Raw genomic sequence first — 22,113 nt, 5'->3', positions numbered from 1 at the left:
GGTGCAATACTCCACATTGCACTCGGTGCAATGAGGTGACATGACGGACTATTTGCGCATCGCGGACGCGCTGACCGCCGAAATCGACGCCGGACGGATCCGGCCCGGCGCCCGGCTCCCGCCGCAGCGGACGTTCGCGCGGCGGCACCGCGTCGCGCCGTCCACGGCCGCCCGCGTCTACGCCGAGCTGGCCCGGCGCGGACGCGTCGTCGGCGAGGTGGGACGCGGCACGTTCGTCCGCGCCGGGACGCCGCCCGCCGATCCCGCGCTGGCCGAGCCCGCCGCCGCACCGATCGACCTGGAACTGAACGTCCTGTCCGTCCCGGGGCAGGACGCGCTGCTCGCGCGCGGCCTCGCCCGGCTGACCCGCCCGGACGCGCTCGGCGCCGCGCTGCGTCCCGCCGGCGCCGCCGGGACGCCGCCGGCCCGCGCCGCCGTCGCCGCGCTGTGGCCCGGCCTCACGGCCGACGGCGTGCGCTTCGCGGCGGGCGGACGGCAGGCCCTCGCGGCGGCCGTGTCCACGCTCGTCCCGCCGGGCGCGCGGCTCGCGGTGGACGAGTTCACCTACCCGCCGCTCCTCGCCCTCGCGGCCCGGCTCCGCGTCACGGTCGTCCCGGTGCCCGCCGACGAGCACGGCCTGCGTCCCGACGCGCTCGCCGCGGCGCACCACCGCGCACCGATCGCGGCCGTGTACGTCCAGCCGACGCTGCACAACCCGTCCGGGACGACGATGCCCGCGCACCGCCGCGCCGCCCTCGCCGCGACCGGCCTGCCGTTCGTCGAGGACGCGGTGTGGGCGTTCCTCGACCCGTCCGCGCCGCCGCCGCTCGCCGTCCACGCGCCCGACCGGACGATCCTCGTGGACGGCCTCTCCAAACGCCTCACCCCCGGCCTGACCCTCGGCTTCGCGCTGGCCCCGCCCCCGCTCGCCGAGCAGCTCGGCTCCGCCCTGCGCGCCGGAGCCTGGACGGCGTCCGGCTTCGCGCTGGAGGCCGCGACGGGCTGGCTGACCGACGGCACCGCCGCCACGATCACCGCCGCCAAGCGCACTGACGCCGCCCGCCGCCGCGCTCGGGCCGCCGCCGCGATCCCGGCGGCGCGAGGCGGCCCGCACTCGTCCTTCTGCTGGTGGGACCTGCCGGAGCCCTGGCGCGCCGAGACCTTCGCGGCGGCGGCCGCCCGGCACGGCATCGCCCTGACGCCCGGCGCGGCCTTCGCCGCCCGCCGGGGCGCGACGCCCCGCGCCGTCCGCGTGGCGCTGGCGTCCCCGCCCCACGACGTCCTGGCCCGCGCGCTGACCGTCCTCGCCGACCTGTCCCGGACCGCCCCGCCCGGCTAGCCCCGCGCGGCCTGGGGGACGGGGCGGCGGCGGGTCAGCCGGCGAGCATCCGCTCCAGGGCGGCCGGGTCCGTCACGTAGACGGCGCCCGCGCCGGCCGAGGCGTCGTCGGGCCAGACGACCGGGTCGCCGGCGGCGACGGCGGTGAGGATGCGCGCGGCGACCGTCGCCGGGTCGGCCTTGGCGGCCTCGACGCCGACGAGCATGTCGGTGTCGATGCCGCCCGGGTAGGCGCCCACGACCGCGATGCCGTCGGCGGCGACGGCGGCGCGCAGGGCCTGCGTCATCGAGTGCGCGGCGGCCTTGGACGCCGAGTAGCCCGCCATCGGGCCCATCGGCGCGAGCGCGATGAGCGTCAGGACGTTCACGATCGTCGCGCCGCCGGACGCCCGCCGCAGCGCGGGCAGGAAGGCCCGCGCGACGCGCAGCGCGCCGAGGTAGTTCGTCCGCATGTCGCGCTCGAAGACGTCGAGGTCGCCGTCGAGGACGGAGCCGAAGCCGAGCACGCCCGCGTTGTTGACGAGCAGCGTCACGTCCGGCGCGGCCTTGGCGGCGGCGGCGACGCTCGCGTCGTCGGTGACGTCCAGCGCGACGACCCGGACGCGCGGGTCGGCGGCCGCGTCCGGCGCGACCGAGCCGGTGTCGCGGGCGCCGACATAGACCTTCTCCGCCCCCCGGGCCAGCAGTTCGGTGACGAGCCGCGCGCCCAGGCCGCGGTTCCCGCCGGTGACGAACGCTACGGAGCCGGTGATGTTCATGAGGGTTCCTCCTTGTCGATGAACACCACCGTATGAGGCACACCCCGATGCGGACGATGCCTGAAATCCGCAATGTCTTGTCCGTGAGTCTCACCGTAGACTGGAAGCATGGACCCACTGACAGACGTGCTCGCCCTCGCCCAGGTGCGCGGCACGGTCGCCGCCACCCTGCACGCGGGCGAAGGCTGGGGCCTGGACATCGCGAACGTCCCGGGCGCCGCCTTTCACGCCGTCACGGCGGGCACGGCCTGGCTCGACGTGGACGGCGCGTCCCCCCGCCGCCTCATGCCGGGCGATCTCGTGCTGCTCCCGGCGGGCACCCGGCACCGGCTGTCGTCGGACCCCGGCGCGTCCTGCGAGCCGTTCGACCACGTCGCGGCCCGGCAGGCGCTCGCCACCGGCGGACGGCTCACGGTCGGCGACGGCGCGCCCGCGACCCGCGTCCTGTGCGCGTCCTACCGGCAGGACGCGGCGGTGAACGCGCCGCTGCTCGGCCTGCTCCCGCCGCTGATCCACCTCCCGGCCGACCCGGACCGGCCGACCGACCACGTCCTGCGCCTGCTCGGACACGAGATCGCCAGCCCGCGCACCGGGGCGGCCACCGTGCTGGACCGGCTGCTGGACGTGCTGCTCGTCCACATCATCCGCGCCTGGCTCGACACCGAGGACGCCGAGCCGGCCCGCGCGTCCTGGCTGACCGCGCTGCGCGACCCGCTCGTCGCCGAGGCGCTCGCCGCCCTGCACGCCGACCCCGCCCGCGCCTGGACGCTGGACGGCCTCGCGACGCGCCTCGCCGTGTCCCGCGCCACGCTCGCGCGCCGGTTCGCCGCGCGGGCCGGGCAGCCGCCGCTGGCCTACCTGACCCGCTGGCGCATGGAACTCGCGGCCCACCGGCTGCGCACGACCGCCGACCCGATCGGCCCCATCGCCCGCTCGGTCGGCTACACGAGCGAGTACGCGTTCAACCGCGCGTTCCACCGCGTCTGCGGCGTCACACCGGGCCGCTACCGCACGGCGAACGGCTAGGCGCGGCCGACGATCACGCCCGCGCGGTCGATGACGATCACGTCGACCGCGACCGGGGCGCCGCGCAGGACGTCCAGCGCCGTCGCGCGGGCCCGGTCCGCCACGAGGTCGCCGAGCGGTTCGCCCGCCGCCTGGCAGATCCGCAGCGCGTCCAGCGCGGTGTTCGCGTGCCGGACGCGCTCGGCCACTGAAGGCTCGGCGACGAGCGCGGCGAGTGCGCCGAAATCCACCTGGGAGCGCTTGGAGTGCAGGTCAAGGTGGCCGTTGGCGAGCTTGGCGAGCTTCCCGATGCCGCCCGCGATCGTCAGGCGCGGCACCGGATGACGCCGGATGTACTTCAGCACCGCCCCGGCGAAGTCGCCCATGTCGAGCAGCGCGTCGTCCGGCAGCCCGTACAGTTCGGCGACCGTCCGCTCCGACGTGCTGCCCGTCGCCGCCGCGACGTGCGCGTGCCCGGCGGCGCGCGCGACGTCCACGCCGCGCCGGATGCTGTCGATCCACGCCGAGCACGAGTACGGAACGACGATCCCGGTCGTACCGAGGATCGACAGACCGCCGAGGATCCCGAGCCGGGGGTTCCACGTGCGTTCGGCAAGCTCCGCACCGCCGTCCACCGAGATCTCCACGATGACGTCGGCGTCCTCGACGGCCGCGCGGATCATGCGGCGCGGCACCGGGTTGATCGCGGGCTCGCCGACGTCCAGCGGCAGGCCGGGCTTGGTGACCGTCCCGACGCCGGGGCCCGCGCGGAACACCACGCCGCCCCCGGACGGCCCCGGACGCACCGTCGAGCGGACCAGCGCGCCGTGCGTGACGTCCGGGTCGTCCCCCGCGTCCTTGACGATCCCGGCCATCGCGACGCCGGACCCCAGCGACTCCACGGCCAGCGCGAACGCGGGCCGCTCCCCGCGCGGCAGCTCGATGACCACCGGGTCGGGGAACGCGCCGGTGCGCAGCGCGGTGAACGCGGCGCGGGTCGCGGCGGTCGCGCACGCCCCCGTCGTCCACCCCTTCCGAAGCTCGCTCATAGCATCGACAGCATGACAAAGGTGCTGGTCCTCGGCGGGACCGGGGAGGCGCGGACGCTCGCGGACCTCCTCGCCGGCCTGGACGGATACACGGCGATCAGCTCGCTCGCGGGCGTGACCGAGCGGCCGGTGCTCCCCGCCGGGGACGTGCGCATCGGCGGGTTCGGCGGCGCGGACGGCCTCACGGCGTGGCTGCGCGCCGAGCGCGTGGACGCGGTGATCGACGCGACGCACCCGTTCGCCCGCGTGATGACCGACGCGGCCGTGACCGCCGCGCGCGAGGTCGGCGTGCCGCTGGTGGTGCTGCGCCGTCCCGGCTGGACGGAGGGGCCGGACGACCGCTGGATCCGCGTCCCGTCCCTGACGGCCGCCGCCGCGAACCTGCCCGGCTCGCGCGTGTTCCTGACGACGGGCCGCAAGGACCTCGCGCCGTTCGCCGCCGACGACCGCCGCTGGTTCCTGATCCGCTCGGTGGACGAGCCGTCGCCGCCGCTGCCGGAACGCCACCGCGTCGTCCTCGCGCGCGGCCCGTTCACGGTGGACGAGGAACTGGCCCTCATGCGCGAGCACCGCATCGACACGCTCGTCACCAAGGACAGCGGCAGCCCCATGACCGAGGCCAAACTCGCCGCCGCCCGCGCGCTGGGCGTGCCCGTCGTCATGGTCGACCGCCCGCCGCTCCCCGACGTCGCGCGCGTCGCGACGGTCGACGAGGCGCTGGCGTGGCTCACGGTTGACTTCCGCTCCCCTCCATAAAAGTGGGGATTCCTACCACGGTCTGCTGACCGTCTCGGTGGGTTCCTGCTTCACCGCGCCGCGCCGGAACGCATTCCGGTCTTACCCGCGCTCCACAGGCTGTCACCGCCAGTCCGGCGGCCCGGCCGATGTTCACAGCCGCGTTGATATCCCGGTCCAGAGTGGCCCCGCACGCTCCGCACGTCCATACGCGCACGCGGAGAGGTTTGGGGCCGTCCTTCATGCCGCAGGCCGAGCAGACCCGCGAGGTCGGTTCGAACCGTCCGATGCGGTGGAACTCCCGGCCGAACTTGGCGGCCTTGTATTCCAGCATCGACACGAACGTCGACCATCCGGCGTCGTTCACGGACTTGGCGAGGCGGGTGCGGGCCATGGCCTTGACCGCAAGGTTCTCGACGGCGACCGCTTGGTTTTCGCGGATCAGCCTGGTCGATAGGCGGTGATGGAACTCCCGCCGGGCATCGCCCACCTGCACGTGAACGCGGGCCACCCGCAGCCGGGCCTTCTCCCTGTTCTTCGAGTCCTTGGTTTTACGGGAAAAAGCCCGCTGCGCCCGGCGCAGCTTCTTCTCCGCCCGGCGAAGGAAGCGCGGGCTGTCAATCTTCGTGCCGTCCGAAAGGACGGCAAAATATCCTAGCCCGAGATCGATGCCCACTTCGGTGGTTGCTTTCGGCAGGATTTCGGGCCTCGTGTCCACAACGAAGGACGCAAAGTACCGGCCCGCACTGTCCTTGATCACCGTCACCGTGGACGGCGTGGACGGCAGAGAACGCGACCATTTCACCCGCACGTCCCCGATTTTCGGCAAGGACAGGTCCCCGCTCGGCGTGATCTTCCAGCGGGCGTTGGCGGTGAACCGGACGGCCTGCCTACGGTCCTTGCGGGACTTGAACCGAGGCGGCCCCGTTCTCGGGCGCTTGCCCTTGAGACCGTCGAAAAAGTTGCGGTACGCGGCGTCCAGATCCCGTAACGACTGCTGGAGCACCACAGCCGACACCTCGCCGAGCCAAGCCCGCTCGGGCGTGCGTTTGGCGGCCGTCAGCCGTCTGGACAGCTCGCGCGACGACATGAACGGGCGGCTTGCCGCGCGGGCGTCCTCACGGGCGCGCAACGCATCGTTGAACACGACGCGGGCGCACCCGAACGCCCTCGCCAGCGCGGCACGCTGTGGCCCGTTCGGGTACAAGCGGAAGTTGTACCGGAGCTGCACATCAGTCACCCTACATATTGAGTTGATGACCGAAAGCAACTTTTCACGGGTAGCGTCGGGGCGTGAAAACCGTGTCGCCGGCGCGACGCGTTTGGGACGAGCCGACGATCAGCAGGCAGCGCATGTCGACGTCCGCCGGGTCCAGGTCCGCCAGCGGGACGATCCGGACGCTCTCCTCCGGCCCGCCCACGTCCCGTCCGATCACTACCGGCGTGTCTTTCGCGCGGTGCCGCAGCAGCAGGTCGCGGGCCTCGGCGACCTGGTGGACGCGGGTCCTCGACGCCGGGTTGTAGATCGCGATGACCAGGTCGGACGCGGCGGCGGCGGTGAGGCGGCGCGCGATGACGTCCCATGGCTTGAGCCGGTCCGACAGCGACAGCACGCAGTAGTCGTGGCCGAGCGGCGCGCCCGCGCGGGACGCGACGGCGTTGGCGGCGGTCACGCCGGGCAGGACGCGCACCGGGACGTCCGGGAACGCCTCGGCGGCCTCCAGCACGGCGGTCGCCATCGCGAACACGCCCGGATCGCCGGACGACACGACCGCGACGCGCCGTCCCTCCCGCGCCAGCTCCAGCGCGAACGCCGCGCGGTCCGCCTCGACGGTGTTGCCGGACGGGTGCCGCCGCTGCCGCGCGTTCGGCGCGACGCGGTCCAGGTAGGGGCGGTAGCCGACGAGGTCGTCGGCGGCGGCGAGCGCCTCCTGCGCCTGCGGCGTCAGCCACTCGCGCCCGGCCGGGCCGAGCCCGACGACCGTCACCTCGCCGCGCCGCGCCGCCGCGCCCCCGGCGACCGTCCCCGCCGCGGCCCTGGCCGTCCCGTCGCCGTGCGGCTGCTGCGCTGCCGCGCCGGCGGCCGTCCGCGCGCCGCGCGGTTCCGACGCGTCCCCGGCCGGGGTCGTCGCCTCGCCGCGCGGTGAGTCCGCGGTGGGGAGGGCGCGGCGCGTCTCCTCGTGGACGCGGCTCGGCAGCACCGCCACCGAGAAGTACGGCACGGTGTCGGCGGCGACGTCGGCGAGGCGTTCGATGCGCTGCTCGCCGGTGGTGGCGTGCTCGACGTACCAGGCGTCGTCCAGGCGTTCCGCCCGTTCCAGGGCGGTGCGCACGGCGGTGAACGTCCGGCCGAGCTTCAGGACGACGGCCGAGTCCGCCGCGCTCAGCCGGGCGGCCAGCGCGTCGCCGCCGAGCGTGCCGGGCAGGACGGTCAGCGTCTCGTCCCGCTCGACCAGCGGACGGCCCAGCTCGGCGGACGCCCCCGCGATCGACGTCACGCCCGGCACGACCGTCGTCGGGTACCGCCCGGCGAGGCGCTTGTGCAGGTGCATGTAGGAGCCGTAGAAGAACGGGTCGCCCTCGGCGAGGACGACCACGTCGCGGCCCGCGTCCAGGTGGGCGGCGAGGCGGCGGGCGCAGTCTTCGTAGAACGCCTCGATGACCGTCCGGTAGTCGGCGGACGCCTCGGTCGTGACCGGGTAGATCAGCGGTTCCTCGATCTGCCCGTCGCGCAGATGCGCGGCGGCGATCGCACGGGCGTGGCTGCGGCCGTGCCGGGCGGCGTGGAACACGACGACGTCGGCCGCCTCGATGAGCCGCGCGGCCTTCAGCGTGATCAGCTCGGGATCGCCGGGGCCGAGCCCGACGCCGTACAGGCGGCCGGTCACGACTCGTCCTCGGCGGCGATCGCGTTCACGGCGGCGGCGGTCATCGCGCTGCCGCCGCGCCGTCCCCGGACGACGAGATGCGGCAGGTCGGAGGCGGCGAGGGCGTCCTTGGACTCGGCCGCGCCGATGAACCCGACCGGGATCCCGAGCACGGCCGCCGGACGCGGCGCGCCCGCCGCGACCAGCTCCAGCAGCCGGAACAGCGCGGTCGGGGCGTTGCCGATCGCGACGACGGCGCTGTCCAGCCTGTCGCCCCACAGGTCGAGCGCGGCGGCGCTGCGGGTGGTGCCGAGCCGCGCGGCGAGGTCCGGGACGCGGGGGTCGCCGAGCGTGCAGATGACCTCGTTGCGCGCGGGCAGGCGGCGGCGCGTGATCCCGGCGGCGACCATCGCGGCGTCGCACAGCACCGGACGGCCGTCCAGCAGCGCGGCGCGGGCGGCTTCGACGGCGCCGGGCGCGACGTCGAGGTCGTCCACCAGGTCCACCATCCCGCACGCGTGGATCATGCGGACCGCGACGCGGGCGACGTCGGCGGGCAGGCCGTCCAGGTCCGCCTCGGCGCGGATCGTCGCGAACGAGCGCCGGTAGATCTCGGCGCCGTCGCGGACGTAGTCGATCACAGGATCCTCCGTTGGGTGGCGGACGTCGTAGCCCGCGGGGGTCGCGACGACGGCGACGTGCCGTCCGGCGGGCCGACCACACTGCCGCTCGCAGCCGGACCAGTGAACGGGCAACCCGCCCGACACAACAAGCACGCCGTCAGCATCGGCACGCGCGGTGGTGCGGGCGTCGGTGCGGACGTCGGTCAGGGACTTGGCGCAGCCGGGTTGTCCGGCGCATGCGGTGACGCCGTGCCAGGGCGAGCCGGGGTCCAGGACGAGTCCGGCGGCGGTGAGCGCGGCGGCGGTGGCGGCGGTCGTGTCCGGCACGACGACGGTCCGGCGCGGCGTGGCGATGATCTCGTGGCCGGTGAGCGCGGCGAGGTGCGCGGGTTCGAGCCGGCCGAGCGGGACGAGCGCCGTCACGGCCGTCCGTCCGTCTTTCTGCGCGGTGATTCCGGGTGCGGGGAATTCGCCGTGCGGGACGGCGATCGGAGTGCCGCCGGAAAGGCCGAGCCGTTCCGCCGGGTTCTCCAGTTCGGCCATGCGCCACGCCGTTCCGCGCACGGCGAGGAACGTCCGGGCGACGTCCAGCAGAACGCGCACGGCGTCGGCCGGCGCGACCCGGACGCCGCTGTCGCGACCGGCCAGGACCAGCGCGAACGTCGCCGCGTCGAGCGCGAGGACGCCGAGGTCGGGACGCAGGGCGGTCACGTCGCCGCGCCCGTCGTCGAAGGCGAAGAGAAAGCGTCCGGGAAGGTCGGCGAGCGCCGGGTCGGCGCACAATCCCGCATCGAACTGCGCGACCAGAGGACGGACGTCGAGAAAGCCCCGCCCGTCCCGTCCGGAAAGGACGCTGGCGAGAATGTTGCGCACCCGTTCGTGCGCGACGGACGGCAGCAAACCCGCGTCCCGCAGCCGGGCCGCGAGCGCGACGCCGTCCGCGAGCCCCCGGAGCTGCACGTTGCCGCGCGAGGTCAGGTCGAGCCGCCCGTCGCCCAGGTCGCGCGCGGCGGCGGCCAGCGCCGCGAAGCCGGCCGGGGACAGCGCGCCGCCGGGCAGCCGGACGCGCGCGAGCAGACCGTCGGCGGCCTGGTGCACGCGGACGGCGCCGGGGCACGCGTCGGGGCCGGAGCGGTTCGTCACAGCCGCCGATCCTAAGCGCCCGGCCGTTCCGAGCTTGACGCGGATGTCCGCGATGACCAGAGTGGTGATCAGCGACAAAGCGGAGGAAGCCGGTGTGAATCCGGCGCGGTCCCGCCACTGTCACCGGGGAGCGAACCCCGTCACAGGCCACTGCGCGAGCGGGAAGGCCGGGGCGAGCGCCGATCCGGGAGCCAGGAGACTCCCCTGTCGCGGCGACCCTTCGATTCGGGGCGAGGATCCCGGGTGAGGACACGACCGCGTGTTTCTGCTGCTGTCCACCTCGGACACCGACCTGCTGAGCGCACGTTCTTCCGGAACAGCGTTCCGTCTCGCCAACCCGTCCCGGGTGGACCCGGCCGACCTGCCGGAACTCGTGGACGGCACCGATCTCGTGATCGTCCGGCTGCTCGGCGGGCGCCGCGCCTGGGAGGACGGCCTCGACGCGCTGCTGCGCGGCCCGCGCCCCGTCGTCGTGATCAGCGGCGAGCAGGCGCCGGACGCCGAGCTGATGGAACTGTCGACCGTCCCGGCCGGTGTCGCCGCCGAGGCGCACGCCTACCTCGCGCACGGCGGCCCGGCGAACCTGCGCGAAATGCACCGGTTCCTGTCCGACACCGTCCTGCTGACCGGGCACGGGTTCGCGCCGCCCGCCGCGACGCCCGCCTGGGGCACGCTCGACCGCGCGCCCTCGCCGGGCGACGGCCCGCTGATCGGCGTCCTGTACTACCGCGCGCACCACCTCGCCGGGAACACCGCGTTCGTGGAGACGCTCTGCGACGCGATCGAGAACGCGGGCGGACGCGCCCTGCCGATCTTCTGCGCATCCTTGCGCACCGCCGACCAAGCGCTGCTTGCCGAACTGGGCCGCGCGGACGCGCTGGTCGTGACCGTCCTCGCGGCGGGCGGGACGAAACCGGCGCTCGCCGGCGCGGGCGGCGACGACGAGGCGTGGGACGCGGGCGCGCTCGCCGCCCTGGACGTCCCGATCCTGCAGGGCCTCTGCCTGACCGGCGACCGCGCGACGTGGGAGGCGAGCGACGACGGCCTGTCCCCGCTGGACACGGCGACGCAGGTCGCGGTGCCCGAGTTCGACGGACGGCTCATCACCGTCCCGTTCTCGTTCAAGCGCATCGACGAGGACGGCCTGAGCGTCTACGCCGCCGACCCCGAGCGCGCCGCCCGCGTCGCCGGGATCGCGGTGCGGCACGGACGGCTCCGGCACGTCCCGGCCGAAGAGAAGCGGGTCGCGCTGATGCTGTCGGCGTACCCGACCAAGCACGCGCGGATCGGGAACGCGGTCGGCCTGGACACGCCCGCGAGCGTCGTGCGGCTGCTCGCGGCGCTGCGCGACCACGGCTACGACACCGGCGACGCGCTGCCGGACGAGGGCGACGCGCTCATGCACGCGCTCATCGCGGCGGGCGGCCAGGACGCCGACTGGCTCACCGAGGAACAGCTCGCGGGCAACCCCGTCCGGATCCCGGTCGCGCGCTATCGCGACTGGTACAAAACACTTCCCGACGAGCTACGCGAAGGTATCGAGCAGCACTGGGGCCCGCCGCCCGGCGAGCTGTTCGTGGACGACGACGCGATCGTCCTCGCCGCCCTGCGCTCCGGCAACGTCGTCGTGCTGGTCCAGCCGCCGCGCGGATTCGGCGAGAACCCCGTGGCGATCTACCACGACCCCGACCTTCCGCCGAGCCACCACTATCTCGCCGCCTACCAGTGGATCCGGGACGAGTTCGGCGCGCACGCGGTCGTCCACGTCGGCAAGCACGGCAACCTGGAGTGGCTGCCCGGCAAGGCCTCCGGCCTGTCGGCGGCGTGCGGGCCGGACGCCGCGCTCGGCGACCTCCCGCTCATCTACCCGTTCCTCGTCAACGACCCCGGCGAGGGCACGCAGGCCAAGCGCCGCGCGCACGCCACGCTCGTGGACCACCTCATCCCGCCGATGGCGCGGGCCGAGAGCTACGGCGACATCGCGCGGCTCGAACAGCTCCTGGACGAGCACGCCGGCGTCGCCGCGATGGACCCGGCGAAGCTGCCCGCGATCCGCGCGCAGATCTGGACGCTGATCCAGGCGGCGCGGCTGGACCACGACCTCGGGCTGGACGACCGTCCGCACGACGCCGAGTTCGACGACTTCCTGCTGCACGTGGACGGCTGGCTCTGCGAGGTCAAGGACGTCCAGATCCGCGACGGCCTGCACGTCCTCGGCGTCGCGCCGACGGGTTCCGCGCGCGTGGACCTGGTGCTCGCGATGCTGCGCGCCCGCCAGCTCTGGGGCGGCGCGGTGACGCTGCCGGGGCTGCGCGAGGCACTGGGCCTGGACGAGTCGGGAACCGATCGCACCGGTACCGACGCCGTCGAAGCCGAAGCGCGGGAACTGGTCGCGGCGATGGAGGCGGCCGACTGGGCGCCCGAGACCGCGGCCGAGCTGGCGGACGGTCCCGTCGCCGACATCCTGCGGTTCGCGGCCACCGAGATCGTCCCCCGCCTGGACCGGACGTCCGACGAGATCGGCATGGTCCTGCACGCGCTGGACGGCGGTTTCGTCCCGGCAGGGCCGTCCGGTTCGCCGCTGCGCGGGCTGATCAACGTGCTGCCGACCGGCCGGAACTTCTACTCGGTCGACCCGAAGGCCGTCCCGAGCCGCCTGGCCTGGGACACCGGACGCGCCATGGCCGACTCGCTGCTCTCCCGCTACCGCGAGGAGACGGGAACGTGGCCCGAGTCGGTGGGCCTGTCGGTGTGGGGGACGTCGGCGATGCGGACGTCCGGGGACGACATCGCCGAGGTCCTGGCGCTGCTCGGCGTCCGGCCCGTCTGGGACGACGCGTCGCGCCGCGTCACCGGCCTCGAACCGATCCCGCTGGACGAACTCGGCCGCCCGCGCATCGACGTGACGATCCGCATCAGCGGCTTCTTCCGCGACGCGTTCCCGCACGCGGTGGCCCTGCTGGACGACGCCGTCCGGCTCGCCGCCGCCCAGGACGAACCGGACGAGTCCAACTATGTCCGGGCGCATGTCGCCGCCGACCGCGCCCGGCACGGCGACGAGCGCCGCGCGACGATGCGCGTGTTCGGCTCGCGTCCCGGCGCGTACGGGGCGGGCATCCTGCCGCTCATCGACAGCCGCAACTGGCGCGACGACTCCGACCTCGCCGAGGTCTACGCGGTCTGGGGCGGCTACGCCTACGGGCGCGACCTGGACGGCGTCCCCGCGCGCGACGACATGGAGAACGCCTACCGCCGCATCGCCGTCGCCGCCAAGAACACCGACACGCGCGAGCACGACATCGCCGACTCCGACGACTACTTCCAGTACCACGGCGGCATGATCGCGACCGTCCGGGCGCTGACCGGGACGGCCCCGCGCGCCTACGTCGGCGACAGCACGCGGCCCGACGCCGTCCGGACGCGGACGCTGCACGAGGAGACCGCGCGCGTGTTCCGGGCGCGCGTCGTCAACCCGCGCTGGCTCGCCGCGATGCGCCGCCACGGGTACAAGGGCGCGTTCGAGCTGGCCGCGACCGTCGACTACCTGTTCGGCTACGACGCGACGGCCGGTGTCGTGGCGGACTGGATGTACGAAAAGCTCACCCGCACCTACGCCCTGGACCCCGAGAACCGATCGTTCTTCGAAAAGTCCAACCCGTGGGCGCTGCACGGGATCGCCGAACGTCTTCTGGAGGCCGCCGAACGGGGGCTGTGGGAGCACCCGGAGGCGGCGACGCTGGACGAGCTGCGTCGCGTCTACCTGGAGATCGAGGGCTCGCTGGAGGACGACCGTCCCGGAGAGTGAATACTGGGACGGATGGGATTTCTCGGGAGTACGGTGCTGCGGCTCGCGGCCGTCGTCGCCGTACTGGCGGCGGCGGGCTGCGCGGACCGGCCACCCGTCCAGGACGAGGACCCCGCGCCGACCGCCGCGTCCCTGGCCGCGCCGCTCGGGCCGTACCGGACGTCGACCGCGACCGTCCCGCGCGGCCTCACCGAGGCGTTCGGCGGCGGAACGATCTACTACCCGTCGGGCCGGCCGCGCGGCGACACCTTCGGCGGCGTGATCATCGCGCCGGGACGCAACGGGAACCAGGGCGGAATGGCCTGGTACGGGCCGCTTCTGGCGTCGCGGGGGTTCGTGGTCTTCGCGATCGACACGCTGCATCTGAAGGACCGTCCGGCCGCCCGCGCTCACGAGCTGGAGGCGGCGATGACGTACCTGACCGTCCGCAGCCCCGTCGCGACGCTCGTGGACGCCGACCGGCTCGCGGTGATGGGCCATTCGTTCGGCGGCGGCGCCGCTCTGGAGACGGCGGCGGACCGTCCGACGCTGCGCGCCGCCATTCCGCTGATGCCGTACGACAAGGGGCGGGAATTCTCGAACGTCCGCGTCCCGACGCTGGTCGTGGCGGCGCAGAACGACAAGATCGCGCCCGTGTCCCGGCATGCGCGGCGGTTCTACCGGAGCATTCCCGCGTCGTCCGGCAAGGGCTATCTGGAGATCGCCGGGACGACGCACTCGTCCCCGAAAAAGCCCAACACAACGCTGGCCGCCTATGTCATCGCGTGGCTGAAACGCTATGTGGACGGCGACGAACGCTACGAGCGCTTCCTCTGCCCCGGACCGATCGACGACCCCTCGGTCGCCCTGTACCGCAATCCCTGTTCCTAACGCTGCCGCGCGGCCTCGTAAAGCGCGACGGTCGCGGCGTTCGCGGCGTTCAGCGAACTGGCCGTGCCGGTGATGGGAATGCGGGCCATGACGTCGCACGCGTCCCGCCAGGCGGCGGTCAGCCCGGCCGTCTCGTTGCCGATGACCAGCAGCGTCGGGCCGGTGAGGTCGACGGCGTCGAGGTCGGCGTCGCCCTTCTCGTCGGTGCCGACGATCGTCAGGCCGTCCACGGTCTTCGCCCAGTCGAGAACGTCGCGCGCCGACCGCGCCCGGACGACCGGGACCGAGAACAGCGACCCCGTCGAAGCCCGGACGGCCTTCGGGTCGTACGGGTCGGCGGAATGCCCGGCGACGATGACGGCGTGGCCGCCGAACGCGTCCACGGACCGCACGATCGTCCCGATGTTGCCCGGACTCGACGGCCGGTCGAAAACGACGCCGAGGAAGTTCGCACGCGCGGGGACGCGGCTGAAATCGTCATTGGGAAGCTCGGCGACGGCCAGCAGCTCGGGCGTCTCGTCGTCCTTCTCCCCGAGTTCGCGCATCAGCTCGGCGGAGACCTCGTACCGCTCTCCTGAAGCACGCTCACTGATATCGCGCGCCCACGCCGACAAAGGCCGGCCGTCCTCGTGCAACAACGCCCGGATCGGCCATCCGGCGTCCACCGCCAGGCTGATCGGCCGCACGCCCTGCACCAGGAACTCCCCGGCCCGCTGCCGCTTGGCGCGGTTGCCGAGCAGCGCCTCCCACTGCTGGAACCGGGCATTCCGCCGCGTCACTCGCACGCCCCGAGTCTTCCACAGGGCGCGTCACCGCCAGTCGTGGATCAGCTCGCGGTCGCCCTGGTCGATGACGGTCATGTACGCGATGTTGAGCGGGTTGGCCGACGTGACCTCGAGTTCCTTGTGGTCGCCGGCCGTCTCCACACCGTTGATGAACGGATCGTCGTTGACGAGCTTGTCGCGCTGTTCCGGGGTCAGCGACGCGTGCAGCGTGGTGACGGCGTCCTCGCAGCTCGCCGCGCGTTCCAACAGCATGAGCTTGGTACGCGCGTTGCCGTCGAGCAGGGCGCACGCACCGATCGCGTCACCCCGGCCGACAAGGCGGAAGTACGCCTTGAGGATCTTGCCCTGGTTGCCCAGGTATTCCGAACAGCCGTAGAGGATGCCGCCGAGCGCCCCGACGAACAGCACGACGCCGACGGCGCCCTTCAGCACCGGGGCGATCCGGCGCCGTTCGTCCGGTTCGCCGGGCTCGGGGTCGTCGACGAGCCGCCGCGCGCGCACCCGGTCTGCGATCCGGGTTCCGGCCACGCCGAGGACGACGCCCACGACCAGACAAATCGCCGCGATCATGGCAGGAGATCATCCCAGAAATGTCGGACCCGGCCCATAGGCTCGCTTTGCAAGGGTCGAGATCGTCCGTCCGGAAAGGGCCTTCGATGGCTGAGCAGACCACCTACCTCGAACTGTCCGAGGACGGCGGCGGCGCGCACAAGTATTACGAGGTCGTCCTGTCCGGAACGGCCGTGACGATCACCTACGGACGCATCGGCGCGCCTGGCCAGGCCCGCACGTCCACCTTCGGCACCGAGCGCCAGGCCGAGGCGGCGGCGCGCAAGAAGATCGACGAGAAGGTGCGCAAGGGCTACGCGCCCGCCGTGCGCGGCGGACGCGCGCCCCGGGCCGTCACGCGCCGCACGATCCGGAGCAGCCGGTCCACGGCGAAGCAGGCGCCCGTTCTGTGGCGGTTCGCCAGCGGCGCCCCCGCGTTCGGGATCTTCGCCGACGACCAGCGCTGCTGGGTCGGCAACCAGAACGGCGACGTCTTCACCGTGAGCCACGACGGCACCGTGACCGGCCGGTTCCGGCTGCCGGACGGCGTGAAGTGCATCGTCGCCGACGACTTCTGGATCTACGCCGGCTGCGACGACGGCAAGGTCTACGACCTCAGCGGCAAGGTCCCGCACGTCGCCTACGAGATCTCCGCCGACGTCGACATCTACTGGCTCGACATCGACGACGCGATCCTCGGCGTCTCCGACCGGCACGGCCGCGTCACCGCGATCGACCACGAGGACGAGTTCCAGTGGGCGCGCGACGCCGCCGGCGACGCCGCGTGGATGGTCCGCTGCGACGCCGACGCGATCTACCACGGCCACTCGCGCGGCGTCGCCCGCTACGACACCGCCGACGGCACGCCGCGCTGGCAGACGTCCGTGCGCGGCGGCGTCCTGTTCGGCTGGCAGGAGGACGACACCGTCTACGCGGGCACCTCGAACTCGCAGGTCTACCGGCTCGCCAAGGCCGACGGCAAGATCGAGGCGGTCTACCAGTGCGACGCGCCGGTCTTCTCCTGCGCGACCGCCCCGGACGGACGGTACGTCTTCGCGGGCGACAGCTCGTCCTCGATCTACTGCTTCGACCAGGGCGGCGAACGCCTGTGGAAACTCGGGACGGGCTTCGGTTCGGCCTACTCCATGCAGTTCCTGGACGACCGGCTCTACATCGTCACCACCGACGGCAGCCTCGCCTGCGTGGACGCGAGCGCGACGGCCGTCGAGGCGGCGAACGCGGGCACCGTCCCCGCCCCGCTGGACGTCAAGGCCGCCTCGACCCTCGCCGCCGTCGAGCCCACGGCGACCCTCGCCACCGCCACGAGCGCGGACGGCGGCGTCGTGGTCGAGTGCTACCAGGACGGCGCGCGCGTCCGCGTCCGCGTGACGAGCCCCGGCTACCACTCCGACTGGCGCGTCCAGTTCCCGAAGGACATCCGCGAACCCAACGCCCGCTACGTGGTCGAGGAGATCCGTCCGTCCCAGCAGGGCGGCTTCTACCGGGCCCACGGCGAGATCAAACGCCTGCTCTGACCTCGGTCTCGCGGGCGGGGAACCCGTGCCGTCGCGCGAGCGCGACCGTGGCCACGGCGGCGGCGAGCAGGGCGGCGGCCGTCCAGGGCAGCGCACGCGTCCCGGCGCCGTCCAGGACGGCGCCGCCGAGCAGCGACCCGCCCGCCATGCCGACGTTCCAGCCGGTGACCCAGAGCGCGTTGGCCGCCTCGGGATCGTCCGGGGCCGCCTTGACGCCCGCCGCCTGCATCAACGTCGGGACGCCGCCGTGCGTGACGCCCCACAGCACCGCGCCGGCCAGCACGACGACCGTGCTGTGCCCGAACGCGCCGAACGCCGCGAGGCAGACGGCGGCCAGCGCCAGCAGGGCGAGCGTCGCCGTGCGCAGTCGGCGATCGGCGGTGAGGCCCGCGATCCAGACGCCGCCCATGGAGCCGAGCCCGAACACGAACAGGACCGTTCCGGTCGTCACGGCGAGGCCCGCGCGCTCCACGAACGGCGCGATGTAGGTGTAGAGGACGTAGAAGCCGAGGACCATCGCGAGGGACGCGGCGTTGACGGCGGCGATCCCGGGCGTCCGGACGACCCGGCGGAATCCCCCGCCCCGCTTCGCCTTCTCGCCGGGGACGTCCGGCAGCCGTCCCAGCGCGGCGCAGGCGAGCGCCACGGCCAGCGCTGTGAGCAGCCCGAACGTGGCGCGCCAGCCGATGAGCCCGCCGAGCGCCGTCCCGGCCGGGACGCCGAGCGAGAGCCCGACCGTCATGCCCGCCAGCGCCGTCGCGATGGCCTTCCCGCTGCGCCGCGGGGCGAGCCGCGCCGCGTACGCGGGCACCAGCGCCCACAGCATGCCGGCGAACACTCCCGAGAGCACGCGCGCGGCGAGCGTCACGGCGAACGCGGACGACACGGCGGTCACCGCGTTCGTCGCGGCGAACCCGGTCAGCAGCGTCAGCAGCAGGGCGCGGCGCGACAGGACGAGCGTCCAGGCCGTCATCGGAATCGCGGTGACGGCCGCGGCCAGCGCGTAAACGGTGATCAGCAGCCCGGCACGGGCCTCGGTGACGCCGAGGTCCCCGCTCATGGCGGGCAGCAGCCCGGCCGGAAGCGCCTCGGTGAGCAGCGTGACGAACGCGGCGCCGGCGAGGACGAGAAGCCCGTCCAGCGGCCACCGCTCTTCGGTGGAGGTCATGCTGGACGCTAAAACCCTCACCTTTGCGTGAGGGTCAAGCGTCGACCGTCCGTTCCCGCGCCGCCCGCAGGTACGCGTCGATGGCGTCCCGGTTGCGCGTCAGGCACCGGATGCGCCGGTCGAGCTGCTCCCGCCGCGCCGCGACCTGCTCGATCATCTCGTCGCACGGGGCCGCCGGGACGAGATCCACCGGCCCGTCCAGGAACGGCAGGATGTCGCGGATGATCCGGGTGGGCAGTCCACAGTCGATCAGCCCCCGGATCTGCCGGACGATCTCGTCCGCCCCCGCGCAGTAGTCGCGATAACCGTTGGCGCTCCGAGCAGGCCGAATGAGCCCTTCGTCCTCGTAGTAACGCAGCGCGCGAACGCTGACGCCCGTCCTGCGCGACAGCTCACCGATCTTCATGCCCCGCGCCCCGCATCCGTCCGGCCCTTCTCCGTTCCGTCACTGCGCGGCACGACGTTCTCCGTCGGGCGTGAGGAGTTCGGCCAGCCGGAGGGTGTCCCGGAGGTAGCGCTCGTAGGGGAAGCCGGCCGCGACGAGCGCGGCGCGGAACTCGTCGTAGAGCGGCTTCCCGGCGGTGTGGAACGCGTCCCGGCCCGCGTCGGTGAGCCGGACCAGACGCCGCCGCGCGTGCGCGGGGTCGACGGTGACCCGCACCAGCCCCTCGGCTTCGAGCGGCCGGAGCGCCCGGCTGATCGCCGGGTCGGACACCGACATCGCCTGCGCCAGCCGGTGCTGGGTCGCCGGTTCGAGTTCCTCCACCGCGCCCAGCAGCCTGATCTGGCTGTAGGTCAGGCCGTCCCGGTCGTCGGTGCGCCGCCGGGCCGCCTCGCCCAGCAGCATGACGACGCGGTGCAGCAGGTCTGCGAGTCCTTCGTCCACGGCACCAGCATAGTGGAGTGTTGACAAGTTAATATTAACGTCGCAAGGTTGAGCCCATGGACACCATCGGATACATCGCCCAGTCGGCCTTCCCTCTCGTCTGGATCCTGGTCCCGGCCATCGGCGCCTTCGTGCGGACCCGCCGCGTCACCTCACTCCGGGAACGGCTGGAGATCTGGCAGCGCTGGTGGGCCGTCGGCGCCTTCGGCATCGGCAGCCTGGGGATGACGTTCGCGTTCCTCGCCTTCCCGGACGTCATGGCGACCGCGATCGGCTTCCACCGGACGCCCTTCATGTTCGAGATCGCCGTCGCCAACCTCGGACTGGCCGTCCTCGGCTTCCGCGCCGCCTCCGCCGCGGCGCGCGAGCGCATCACCATCGGACTCGGCGGCGGAATGTTCCTCTGGGGCGCCCTGATCGGCCACGTCTACCAGTGGTTCGCCAACGGCGACCACGCCCCCGGCAACACCGGCGGCGTCCTCATCACCGATCTCCTGATCCCGGCCGTGATGATCGCCCTGGCCGTACGATCCCGGCGCGTCGGCGGAACATCCCCTGCCGCATTCGCGTGAGCTCGGGACCGACGGCCGCGCATCGCCGGGCAGCGCCTTACCGCGTGGCCGGGGACTCCGCGCAGGCCGGGTGGCCCCACTTGCCGTTCGCGTGCTTGACGACCTTCTCGCCAGCGGCGAACCGCTGCCCGCAAGCGCACATTCCGGGGTACTTGGCGGTGATGCCCGCCGACCGCGCGGCCTGGCGGGGCACCGCGGCCCGCCGGGGAGCGACCTCGTCGGCCGCCTCGGGCACGTCGTCCGCGCTGGTCCCGCCGGCGGCCTGCTGGCTGGTCGCCGCCGCGCTCGCCGCGCGGTCGGCGAGCGCGTTGAGGACGTCGCCGTCCTCCTGGTGCGCCGCGACGTGGACGAACCGGACCGTCCGGCCGGTGAGCAGCGCGTCGATCGCCTCGATGATCTCCCGGTTGGCGACGGGCTTCTTGGACGCGGTCATCCATCCCCGCGCCTTCCATCCCGGCAGCCACTCGGTCACGGCCTTCATGGCGTACGTGGAGTCCATGCGGATCTCCAGATCGTCCGCCGGATCGACGGCTTGCAGCAGTTCGTGCAAGGCCGTCAGCTCGGCGATGTTGTTGGTCGCCCGGCCCAGCGGACCGTACGCCCAGCGCAGGATGCGCTCGTCGGAATCCGCGATGACCCAGCCCCACCCGGCCGGCCCGGGATTGTTCTTGCAAGCCCCGTCACACGCGGCCACGACACGATTCGCCATCCGTCCATCGTGCCAGGGTCAACCCGGCGGTAGGTCCGCCCGTTTCACCAGGGCACCACCCCGGCGTCCTCGAAGAACCCGCCGGACGGGCCGTCGTCGGGCAGGGTCGCGAGCCGGACGGCGATCGCCGCGCCCTGCTCGGCGGTGCGGACGCCGCGGAACCCGTTGAGGTCCGTCGCGCAGTATCCCGGGCAGGCGGCGTTGATCAGGATGGCGGTGTCGCGCAGTTCCTTGGCGTACTGGACGGTGACGGCGTTGAGGAACGTCTTCGACGGCGAGTACGCGACCGCTACCGGCCCCGTGACGGTCGGGTCGTCCGAGGAGGTCTGCCGGGCGAGGGAGCCGACGCTGCTGGACATGTTCACGATCCGCGGCGACATCGAGCGCCGCAGCAGCGGGAGCATCGCGTTGGTGACACGGATGACGCCGAGCACGTTGGTCTCGACGGCCGTCCGCACCGTTTCGATATCGACCGTGGTCGGCATCTGCGGCATCCCGCCGGTCACCCCGGCGTTGTTGACGAGCACGTCGAGCCGTCCGGCGCGCTCCTCGACCAGCGCGACGGCGGCCGTCACGCTCGCGTCGTCGGTGACGTCGAGCGGCACGGCGAACGCGTCGACCCCGTCCGCGCGCAACTTGGCGACGGCGGCGTCCCCGCGCTCAGCGTCCCGCGACCCCACACCAACGCTCCAACCGAGCGCCCCAAGCCCCACGGCGATCTCGTAGCCAATTCCCTTGTTAGCGCCGGTGACCAGCGCGATCGTCTTTTCGCTCATGTCCACCATGCTGTCCGCGCACCCGAGCCGAACTCCAACACCGTTTGAGTGCCGGGTGATACCCGCCGGGTATCGCATACGGTGGCGGACATGGAAACGCGCGAGCTGCGATACTTCGTCGCCGTCGCCGAAGAACTGCACTTCGGCCGCGCCGCGCAACGGCTCGGTATGGCGCAACCACCACTCTCCCGGGCGATCCAGCAACTAGAACGCCGCCTAGGCGTGACGCTCCTGGACCGCACCAACCGCACCATCTCGTTGACCGAGCCCGGCTCCGTCCTACTACGCGAGGCCCGAGCGGCACTGGACGCGGTAGCCGCCGCCGAACGCCGCACTCGCCGCGCCGCCACCGGCCGTCCGGGCCTGGTCCTCGCCACCAAAGCCGGAGCAGCCGGCGAACTGCTGTCGAAACTACTCGACGCCTACGCCGCCGAACCCGGATCGGTCACGGTGGACGTTCTCCTCTGCGGAATAGGCGAGCAAGAGAAACTCCTACGCGACGGCCGAGCCGACGTGGCACTCCTCCACCGCCCATTCGACTCCACCGTCGGCCTAGACACCGAAGACCTGCACACCGAAGGCCAAGTAGCAATCCTCCCCGCAGGCCACCCGCTCACCATGCGCCCGCACCTGCGGACGGCGGACGTCACCGCCCTCCCCGACCTCCCCCTGCCGCGCTGGCCCGGCCGCAACGGCACCTACCCCGACGGCCCCGGCCCCGAAGCCCACGACACGACGCAGCTCTACCAACTCATCGCCCTGGGCCGCGCCGCCGCGATCCTCCCCGAATCCACCCGCGCCACCCTGCCCCCCGGAGTAGCAGCAGTCCCCATCCTGGACTCCCCGTCCGTCACGACAGTGATCGCCTGGCCCCCACACGCCCGCTCTCACGCCCTGGCCACCCTCATCCAAACCGCCACCCGCCTCTGACCCGGCATAC

20 protein-coding genes, 1 pseudogene and 1 riboswitch are annotated in these 22,113 nt (G+C 73.3%); of the genes and pseudogenes, 8 read left to right on the top strand and 13 right to left on the bottom strand.

The genetic code is table 11. The features are described from left to right. Nucleotides 1-40 precede the first annotated feature (40 nt). Nucleotides 41-1,339, top strand: a complete 1,299-nt coding sequence (locus BTM25_RS05290; RefSeq protein ID WP_103561601.1) for an aminotransferase-like domain-containing protein — start codon at nt 41-43, stop codon at nt 1,337-1,339. Nucleotides 1,340-1,373: 34 nt separating this feature from the next. Here BTM25_RS05290 and BTM25_RS05285 read toward each other — a convergent pair whose 3' ends face one another. Continuing rightward, nucleotides 1,374-2,096, bottom strand: a complete 723-nt coding sequence (locus BTM25_RS05285; RefSeq protein WP_103561600.1) for an SDR family NAD(P)-dependent oxidoreductase — start codon at nt 2,094-2,096, stop codon at nt 1,374-1,376. A gap of 108 nt (nt 2,097-2,204) precedes the next feature. On the opposite strand from BTM25_RS05285, the gene BTM25_RS05280 reads away from it, so the two are divergent. After that, on the top strand, nt 2,205-3,122 hold the full coding sequence (locus BTM25_RS05280) for an AraC family transcriptional regulator (RefSeq protein WP_103561599.1): 918 nt from the start codon (nt 2,205-2,207) through the stop codon (nt 3,120-3,122). Here the strand turns inward: BTM25_RS05280 and BTM25_RS05275 are convergent. Further along, nucleotides 3,119-4,150, bottom strand: a complete 1,032-nt coding sequence (locus BTM25_RS05275) for a cobalt-precorrin-5B (C(1))-methyltransferase (RefSeq protein WP_103561598.1) — start codon at nt 4,148-4,150, stop codon at nt 3,119-3,121. The two genes, BTM25_RS05280 and BTM25_RS05275, sit on opposite strands and share 4 nt — an antisense overlap. 12 nt (nt 4,151-4,162) lie before the next feature. Between BTM25_RS05275 and BTM25_RS05270 the strand changes: the two genes are divergently transcribed. Next, entirely contained in the window at nt 4,163-4,906 is a 744-nt protein-coding gene (locus BTM25_RS05270) for a cobalt-precorrin-6A reductase (RefSeq protein ID WP_103561597.1), read from the top strand. On the opposite strand, the gene BTM25_RS05265 is transcribed toward BTM25_RS05270, so the two are convergent. The 4 genes and pseudogenes from BTM25_RS05265 to BTM25_RS05250 all read right to left on the bottom strand — a co-directional run. Next, on the bottom strand, nt 4,878-6,116 hold the full coding sequence (locus tag BTM25_RS05265; RefSeq protein WP_103561596.1) for an RNA-guided endonuclease InsQ/TnpB family protein: 1,239 nt from the start codon (nt 6,114-6,116) through the stop codon (nt 4,878-4,880). The two genes, BTM25_RS05270 and BTM25_RS05265, sit on opposite strands and share 29 nt — an antisense overlap. A gap of 43 nt (nt 6,117-6,159) precedes the next feature. Further along, a complete protein-coding gene (locus tag BTM25_RS05260) occupies nt 6,160-7,773 on the bottom strand; it encodes a precorrin-2 C(20)-methyltransferase (protein WP_103561595.1) in 1,614 nt (537 codons plus the stop codon). Beyond that, nucleotides 7,770-8,393: a precorrin-8X methylmutase gene (locus BTM25_RS05255; RefSeq protein ID WP_205648058.1), complete on the bottom strand. Its 624-nt coding sequence runs from the start codon at nt 8,391-8,393 to the stop codon at nt 7,770-7,772. Before BTM25_RS05255 ends, BTM25_RS05260 begins: the two co-directional genes overlap by 4 nt. A gap of 39 nt (nt 8,394-8,432) precedes the next feature. Further along, nucleotides 8,433-9,518 (bottom strand): annotated as a pseudogene (locus tag BTM25_RS05250) (precorrin-3B synthase); the annotation flags it as partial. 40 nt (nt 9,519-9,558) lie between these two features. Further along, nucleotides 9,559-9,740: riboswitch (cobalamin riboswitch) on the top strand. Nucleotides 9,741-9,777: 37 nt separating this feature from the next. Here BTM25_RS05250 and cobN point away from each other — a divergent pair. Beyond that, nucleotides 9,778-13,323, top strand: a complete 3,546-nt coding sequence (gene cobN / locus BTM25_RS05245) for a cobaltochelatase subunit CobN (protein ID WP_103561594.1) — start codon at nt 9,778-9,780, stop codon at nt 13,321-13,323. A gap of 12 nt (nt 13,324-13,335) precedes the next feature. Continuing rightward, entirely contained in the window at nt 13,336-14,193 is an 858-nt protein-coding gene (locus BTM25_RS05240) for an alpha/beta hydrolase family protein (RefSeq protein ID WP_103561593.1), read from the top strand. On the opposite strand, the gene BTM25_RS05235 is transcribed toward BTM25_RS05240, so the two are convergent. Together BTM25_RS05235 and BTM25_RS05230 are read right to left on the bottom strand one after the other, a co-directional pair. Then, the gene (locus tag BTM25_RS05235; protein ID WP_103561592.1) at nt 14,190-14,978 is read right to left on the bottom strand and encodes a TrmH family RNA methyltransferase; all 789 of its coding nucleotides are present in this window, start codon (nt 14,976-14,978) and stop codon (nt 14,190-14,192) included. The two genes, BTM25_RS05240 and BTM25_RS05235, sit on opposite strands and share 4 nt — an antisense overlap. 24 nt (nt 14,979-15,002) lie before the next feature. Then, nucleotides 15,003-15,524 carry a hypothetical protein gene (locus BTM25_RS05230; RefSeq protein ID WP_146058965.1) on the bottom strand — a complete coding sequence of 174 codons (522 nt, stop codon included), beginning with the start codon at nt 15,522-15,524 and terminating at the stop codon, nt 15,003-15,005. Nucleotides 15,525-15,634: 110 nt separating this feature from the next. Here BTM25_RS05230 and BTM25_RS05225 point away from each other — a divergent pair, with 110 nt between their 5' ends. Next, on the top strand, nt 15,635-17,062 hold the full coding sequence (locus BTM25_RS05225) for a WGR domain-containing protein (RefSeq protein ID WP_103561590.1): 1,428 nt from the start codon (nt 15,635-15,637) through the stop codon (nt 17,060-17,062). Here the strand turns inward: BTM25_RS05225 and BTM25_RS05220 are convergent. The 3 genes from BTM25_RS05220 to BTM25_RS05210 are packed head-to-tail and all read right to left on the bottom strand — an operon-like array spanning nt 17,046 to nt 19,116. After that, the gene (locus tag BTM25_RS05220; RefSeq protein WP_103561589.1) at nt 17,046-18,230 is read right to left on the bottom strand and encodes an MFS transporter; all 1,185 of its coding nucleotides are present in this window, start codon (nt 18,228-18,230) and stop codon (nt 17,046-17,048) included. The genes BTM25_RS05225 and BTM25_RS05220 overlap by 17 nt on opposite strands. Before the next feature lie 34 nt (nt 18,231-18,264). Further along, nucleotides 18,265-18,636, bottom strand: coding sequence for a MerR family transcriptional regulator (locus tag BTM25_RS05215; protein ID WP_103561588.1), 372 nt, complete (start codon nt 18,634-18,636; stop codon nt 18,265-18,267). A 39-nt stretch (nt 18,637-18,675) separates the two neighbouring features. Beyond that, nucleotides 18,676-19,116, bottom strand: coding sequence for a MarR family winged helix-turn-helix transcriptional regulator (locus BTM25_RS05210; RefSeq protein ID WP_103561587.1), 441 nt, complete (start codon nt 19,114-19,116; stop codon nt 18,676-18,678). A gap of 56 nt (nt 19,117-19,172) precedes the next feature. On the opposite strand from BTM25_RS05210, the gene BTM25_RS05205 reads away from it, so the two are divergent. Then, a complete protein-coding gene (locus tag BTM25_RS05205; protein WP_103561586.1) occupies nt 19,173-19,688 on the top strand; it encodes a DUF6790 family protein in 516 nt (171 codons plus the stop codon). Nucleotides 19,689-19,725: 37 nt separating this feature from the next. On the opposite strand, the gene BTM25_RS05200 is transcribed toward BTM25_RS05205, so the two are convergent. Together BTM25_RS05200 and BTM25_RS05195 are read right to left on the bottom strand one after the other, a co-directional pair. Then, a complete protein-coding gene (locus tag BTM25_RS05200) occupies nt 19,726-20,397 on the bottom strand; it encodes a ribonuclease H family protein (RefSeq protein ID WP_103561585.1) in 672 nt (223 codons plus the stop codon). 44 nt (nt 20,398-20,441) lie between these two features. Further along, nucleotides 20,442-21,173 (bottom strand): SDR family oxidoreductase, encoded by a 732-nt coding sequence (locus BTM25_RS05195; RefSeq protein ID WP_103562762.1) that lies wholly within the window; start codon nt 21,171-21,173, stop codon nt 20,442-20,444. A gap of 90 nt (nt 21,174-21,263) precedes the next feature. Between BTM25_RS05195 and BTM25_RS05190 the strand changes: the two genes are divergently transcribed. Next, on the top strand, nt 21,264-22,103 hold the full coding sequence (locus BTM25_RS05190; protein WP_103562761.1) for a LysR family transcriptional regulator: 840 nt from the start codon (nt 21,264-21,266) through the stop codon (nt 22,101-22,103). The last annotated feature ends 10 nt before the right edge of the window (nt 22,104-22,113 follow it).

The organism is Actinomadura rubteroloni (assembly GCF_002911665.1).
GTDB classification, from domain to species: Bacteria; Actinomycetota; Actinomycetes; order Streptosporangiales; family Streptosporangiaceae; genus Spirillospora; species Spirillospora rubteroloni.
This window is presented reverse-complemented; position numbering and strand designations above follow the sequence as displayed.

Coding starts and splice junctions, on each gene's coding strand:
- BTM25_RS05200 (WP_103561585.1), bottom strand. CDS start 20,397: ATGGCGAATCGTGTCGTGGCCGCGTGTGACGGGGCTTGCAAGAACAAT.
- BTM25_RS05205 (WP_103561586.1), top strand. CDS start 19,173: ATGGACACCATCGGATACATCGCCCAGTCGGCCTTCCCTCTCGTCTGG.
- BTM25_RS05225 (WP_103561590.1), top strand. CDS start 15,635: ATGGCTGAGCAGACCACCTACCTCGAACTGTCCGAGGACGGCGGCGGC.
- BTM25_RS05290 (WP_103561601.1), top strand. CDS start 41: ATGACGGACTATTTGCGCATCGCGGACGCGCTGACCGCCGAAATCGAC.
- BTM25_RS05220 (WP_103561589.1), bottom strand. CDS start 18,230: ATGACCTCCACCGAAGAGCGGTGGCCGCTGGACGGGCTTCTCGTCCTC.
- BTM25_RS05270 (WP_103561597.1), top strand. CDS start 4,163: ATGACAAAGGTGCTGGTCCTCGGCGGGACCGGGGAGGCGCGGACGCTC.
- BTM25_RS05240 (WP_103561593.1), top strand. CDS start 13,336: ATGGGATTTCTCGGGAGTACGGTGCTGCGGCTCGCGGCCGTCGTCGCC.
- BTM25_RS05215 (WP_103561588.1), bottom strand. CDS start 18,636: ATGAAGATCGGTGAGCTGTCGCGCAGGACGGGCGTCAGCGTTCGCGCG.
- BTM25_RS05275 (WP_103561598.1), bottom strand. CDS start 4,150: ATGAGCGAGCTTCGGAAGGGGTGGACGACGGGGGCGTGCGCGACCGCC.
- BTM25_RS05280 (WP_103561599.1), top strand. CDS start 2,205: ATGGACCCACTGACAGACGTGCTCGCCCTCGCCCAGGTGCGCGGCACG.
- BTM25_RS05195 (WP_103562762.1), bottom strand. CDS start 21,173: ATGAGCGAAAAGACGATCGCGCTGGTCACCGGCGCTAACAAGGGAATT.
- BTM25_RS05285 (WP_103561600.1), bottom strand. CDS start 2,096: ATGAACATCACCGGCTCCGTAGCGTTCGTCACCGGCGGGAACCGCGGC.
- BTM25_RS05190 (WP_103562761.1), top strand. CDS start 21,264: ATGGAAACGCGCGAGCTGCGATACTTCGTCGCCGTCGCCGAAGAACTG.